Origin of the sequence: Kitasatospora sp. NPDC056531 (genome assembly GCF_042794375.1) — a bacterium.
In the GTDB taxonomy this organism is placed as follows: Bacteria; Actinomycetota; Actinomycetes; order Streptomycetales; family Streptomycetaceae; genus Kitasatospora.
Genome location: NZ_JBHTTU010000200.1, coordinates 1 through 5243, shown reverse-complemented (window position 1 = coordinate 5243; position 5243 = coordinate 1). Strand labels below are relative to the sequence as shown.

2 protein-coding genes are annotated in these 5243 nt (G+C 74.2%); both read right to left on the bottom strand.

Annotation, left to right across the window (positions count from 1 at the left end):
- A partial coding sequence (locus ACFQ87_RS44095) for a type I polyketide synthase (RefSeq protein ID WP_380616689.1) occupies window positions 1-1773 on the bottom strand: 1773 nt, incomplete at its 3' end.
- A 48-nt stretch (window positions 1774-1821) separates the two neighbouring features.
- Window positions 1822-5243: SDR family NAD(P)-dependent oxidoreductase (locus tag ACFQ87_RS44090; RefSeq protein ID WP_380616688.1), on the bottom strand; the 3422-nt coding region annotated here is incomplete at its 5' end.

The window sequence follows — 5243 nt, the reverse complement described above, 5'->3', positions numbered from 1 at the left end:
AGCGGCGAACACCGCCGACTCCTCCAACAGACCCGCAGCCATCCCCGCCCACTGCGACCCCTGCCCCGGGAACACGAACACCGTACGGCCGGCGGCCTTGATCTCGCCGGTGACGGCGTGACGGGCCGTAGTCCCATCGGCGAGAGCCCGCAGTGCCCCCAGCGCCTGCCCGGTGTCACCGGCCACGACTACGCCGCGGTGTCCCAGCAGTGCCCGGGTGGTGGCCAGCGAGTAGGCCGTGTCACGCGGATCGGCGTCCGGGTTGGCCGCCAGGAAATCGGCCAGCGTCCGGGCCTGCGCCCGCAGGGCCGCCGCGGACTTGCCGGAGAGGACCCAGGGCAGCACAGTCCCGGGTCCGGCGGCTTCGGTGTGCCCGTTGTCGGGCGCGGCCGGGGCCTCCTCCAGGATCAGGTGGGCGTTGGTACCGCCGATACCGAAGGAGGACACCGCGGCGCGGCGCGGCTCCTCGCGCCGCGGCCAGTTCACCGGCTCGGTCAGCAGTGACACCGTCCCGGCGGCCCAGTCCACGTGGGGAGTGGGCTCGTCCACGTGCAGGGTGCGCGGCAGCACCCCGTGCCGCATCGCCATCACCATCTTGATCACACCGGCGACACCGGCGGCCGCCTGGGTGTGACCGATGTTCGACTTCAACGAGCCGAGCCACAGCGGACGGTCCGCCGGGCGGTTGCTGCCGTACGTGGCGATCAGTGCCTGCGCCTCGATCGGGTCACCGAGCTTCGTGCCGGTGCCGTGCGCCTCGACGGCGTCGACCTGGTGGTCCTCCAGTCGGGCGGCGGCCAGGGCCTGACGGATCACGCGCTCCTGGGACGGCCCGTTGGGCGCGGTCAGGCCGTTGCTGGCACCGTCCTGGTTCACCGCGCTGCCGCGCAGGACGGCCAGCACCGGGTGCCCGTTGCGTTCGGCGTCCGAGAGCCGCTCCAGCAGCAGCACGCCGGCGCCCTCGGCGAAGCCGGTGCCGTCGGCGGTGGCGGCGAAGGACTTGCAGCGGCCATCAGGCGACAGGACCCGCTGGCGGCTGAAGTCGGTGAACAGCAGGGGGGTGGACATGACGGTCACCCCGCCGGCCAGGGCGAGGTCGCACTCGCCCTGTCGCAGCGACTGGCTGGCGACGTGCAGGGAGACCAGCGACGAGGAACAAGCGGTGTCCACCGTCATCGCCGGGCCTTCGAGGCCGAAGGTGTAGGAGACGCGGCCGGAGGTGACCCCGCCGGCGCCACCGGTCGACAGGTGGCCTTCGACGCCGTCGGGCAGGTCCCGCAGGTCGGTCCCGTAGTCGTGCTGCATGGCCCCGACGAAGACCCCGGTGCGGCTGCCCCGCAGCGAGGCGGGCACGATGCCCGCCCGCTCGAACGCCTCCCAGCAGGTCTCCAGCAGCAGCCGCTGGTGCGGGTCCATCGCCAGCGCCTCGCGGGGCGCGATGCCGAACAGGTCCGCGTCGAACTGGTCGACGTCGTGCAGGAACCCGCCCTCCCGGGCGTAGGACTTGCCGGGCGCCTGGGGGTCGGGGTCGTAGAGGCCGGCCAGGTCCCAGCCGCGGCCGGCCGGGAACTCGGTGATGGCGTCGGCGCCGTCGGCGACCAGCCGCCACAGGTCTTCGGGGGACCGGACGCCGCCCGGGAAGCGGCAGCTCATCGCGACGATCGCGATCGGCTCGTGCTTCTCCTCCTGAAGCTCTCGCAGGTTCTGGCGGCTCTGGTGCAGCTCGGCCGTGACCCACCGAAGGTGGTCGAGGAGCTTCTCTTCAGTCGCCATGCAACACCAATCCCTGAAGGTCGTTCGGACGTCCGCAGCCGCGAGGCGTCATGACGAACGCCCCAGCTCGTTGTTGATGAATGCGAAGATCTCGTCGGCGGTGGCCTCCTGGAGCCGCTCGCCGACCGCGGCAGGCTCCGGGCCCGCCTCCAGCCCCGGCACCCGCCCGCTGGCCAGCTTGGTCAGCAGGTACTCCAGCCGGGCGGTGACCTTGGTGCGCAGGCCCTCGTCGGTGCTGATCGCCGCGACGGCGGCCTCCAGGCGGTCGAGCTCCTCCAACGGCGAGCCGTCCGCCACGGTCTGCTGGACCAGCCGCCCGTGCAGGTGGTCGCTGAGCAGGCTGAGGGTCGGGAAGTCGAAGACGAGGGTCGCCGACAGCCGCAGCCCGGTGGCCGAGCTCAGCCGGTTGCGGAACTCCACGGCGGTCAGTGAGTCGAAGCCGAGTTCCTTGAACGTCTGCTCGGCCCGGATCGCGCCTGGTGTCCGGTGTCCCAGCACACCGGCCAGCTGTCCCTGCACCAGGTCGAGCAGCAGGCGCTTCTGCTCCTCCATGGAGAGCGGCGCCAGCCGCTGCTCCAGGGTCTGCGCCGCCTCGGCGCCACCGGTCCGGGTCGGCCGGGCGGGCCGGCGGACCAGCTGCCGGAAGAGCCCGGGTGTGGCGTCGGGCCCGCCCTCCGAGCGGGCCAGGACAGCGCTGTCCAGCCGGACGAGCAGCTGCAGCGGTCGGTCGACGGCCCGGGCGAGGTCGAACAGCGCCAGTCCCTGGTGCGTCGGAAGTGGTGTGACGCCCCGGCGGGCGAGGCGGGCCCGGTCGCCCTCATCCATGGCTCCGGTCATGCCGCTGGTCTCCTCCCACAGCCCCCAGGCCAGCGAGGTCGCGGGGTGCCCGTGGGCCCGCCGGTGCTGGGCCAGGGCGTCGAGGAAGGCGTTGGCGGCCGCGTAGTTGCCCTGTCCCGCGTTGCCGAAGGTCGCCGCGATGGAGGAGAACAGGACGAAGAAGCGTAGGTCCTGCCCAGCGGTCAGCTCGTGCAGGTGCGCCGCCGCGTCCGCCTTGGGCAGCAGGACGCGGGACAGGCGCTGCGGATCCAGGGATTCGATGATCCCGTCATCCAGGACGCCCGCGGCGTGCACGACCCCGGTCAGCGGGTGTTCGGGGCTGACGGTGTCGAGCAGCGCCGCCAGCTGGGCGCGGTCCTCGACGTCGCAGGACGCCACGGTGACCTGGGCGCCCAGCTCGGCCAGCTCTGCCACGAGAGCCGCCGCGTGCTCGGCCTGCGCGCCGCGACGGCTGGCCAGCAGGAGGTGCCGGACGCCGTGTTCGACCACCAGGTGCCGGGCGAGCAGGCGGCCCAGGGCGCCGGTGCCGCCGGTGATCAGGACGGTGCCCTCGGCGTCGGCCGGCCGGGCGGTCTCGGCGGGGGGCGGGGTCTGGGTGAGGACGGGCACGAGGGCGGCGCCCGCGCGGACCGCCAGTTGCGGCTCGCCGCCCGGCAGGACCACGGGCAGTGCGAGGGCGGAGAGCTCCTGGTCGTCGAGGTCGACCAGCACGAACCGGCCGGGGTTCTCGGTCTGCGCCGACCGGACCAGGCCCCATACCGCCGCGGCGGCCAGGTCGGTGACGTCCTCGCCGGCTGTGCCGGCGACCGCGCCCCGGGTGACCACCACGAGCGGCGTGGCCACCAGCGCCGGTTCGGCCAGCCAGCCGCGCAGCACCTCCAGGACGCGGGCGGTCTGCGCGTGGACGGTGTCCATCAGGGCGCCGTCCGCGCGGTGGGCGACGACCGGCAGGACCACGGCGTCCGGGGTGGGCGCGCCGCCGGCCAGGTCCGCGCGCAGCGCTGCCAGGTCCGGATGCGTGATGACCAGGCCGCCGGCCGACTCCAGGGCCGCGCCCAGCTTGGCGTCGTCGGCGCCCAGTACGGTCCACATGCCGACGGCTTCGGGCGCGCCCTCGTGCGCGCTGGACGCGACCCACTCCAGCCCGAACAGGGCGTCCCGCCCAGCGCCTCGGGCGGCGCCCAGCTGCGCGGCGGTGACCGGCCGCATCACCAGGGACCGGGCGGTCAGCACGGGCCGGCCGGTCTCGTCGGTGGCCGTCACCGAGATCGCCTCCGGCCCGGCCGCGGAGATGCGCACCCGCAGTGCGGCGGCGCCGGTGGCGTGCAGCGAGACGCCGGACCAGGAGAACGGCAGCCGTGCCCCTCCGGTGCCGTCGTCGGGGCTCCCGGCTGGGTCCGGCGCGGGGAAGAACGATCCGAGCTGCGCGGTCTGCAGCGCCGCGTCGAGCAGAGCCGGGTGGAGGCCGAAGGTGCCTGCCTCGTCGTGCTGCTCGGGCGACAGGCGCACCTCGGCCAGCACGTCGTCACCGTGCCGCCAGGCCGCGTCCACGCCCTGGAAGGCCGGTCCGTACTCGTACCCGTCCAGTGCCACCCGATCGTAGAAGTCGTCCAACTCGACGGCGACTGCGCCAGCGGGCGGCCACTGTCCGCCGTCCGGTTCCCCGGCGTCCGGCACCACGGTGGCCGGGGCCAGCGTCCCGCTGGCGTGGCGGGTCCAGGGGACGTCGGCGGAGCCGCCGTCCGGCCGGGCGTACAGGCTCAGCGGTCGGCGTCCGTTCTCGTCCGGGGCTCCCACCACCACCTGCAGGGCCGTCCCGCCCTGCTCGGGCAGGAGCAGCGGAGCCGCGAGGGTCAGCTCCTCCACCAGTTCGCAGCCGACCCGTTCACCGGCCCGGGCCGCCAGCTCGACGAAGGCGGTGCCGGGCAGCAGGACGGTGCCCGCCACGGCGTGGTCGGCGAGCCACGGGTGGGTGCGGAGCGAGAGACGTCCGGTCAACAGCTGCTCATCGGTGGCCGCGATGGTCACCTCGGCACCCAGCAGCGGGTGTTCGGCGGCGTCGAGGCCGAGGCCGGCCGCAGCGGCGGCGCCCGACACGGCGGCCGGGCTGTTCCACCAGTAGCGCTCGTGCTGGAAGGCGTAGGTGGGCAGGTCGACCCGCTGGGCGCCCTGGCCTGCGAAGAGCTGCCGCCAGTCGACGGTGACGCCGTGGACGTGCGCCTCGGCGAAGGAGGCCAGCAGCCGTTCCAGGCCGCCCTCCTCACGCCGCAGCGACCCGACGGCCGCCGCCATGGGGTGGCCGAGCGCTTCGGCGGTCTCCTCGATGCCCATCGTGAGCACCGGATGCGGGCTGGCCTCGATGAACGCCTGGTGCCCCTGCCCCAGCAGGAAACCCACCGCTTCCTCGAACCGCACCGTCTGGCGCAGGTTGCGGTACCAGTACTCCGCCCCCAGATCACCCGCCGTCACGTCAACCCAGCCGCCGTGCACGGTCGACAGGAACGGAACCCGCGGCGCGACCGGCGCCACCGGCGCCAACACCTCCAACAGCTCCTCCCGCAGCGACTCCACATGCACCGTGTGCGAGGCGTAGTCCACCGGAATCCGACGGGCCCGAACGCCCCGCGCCTCCC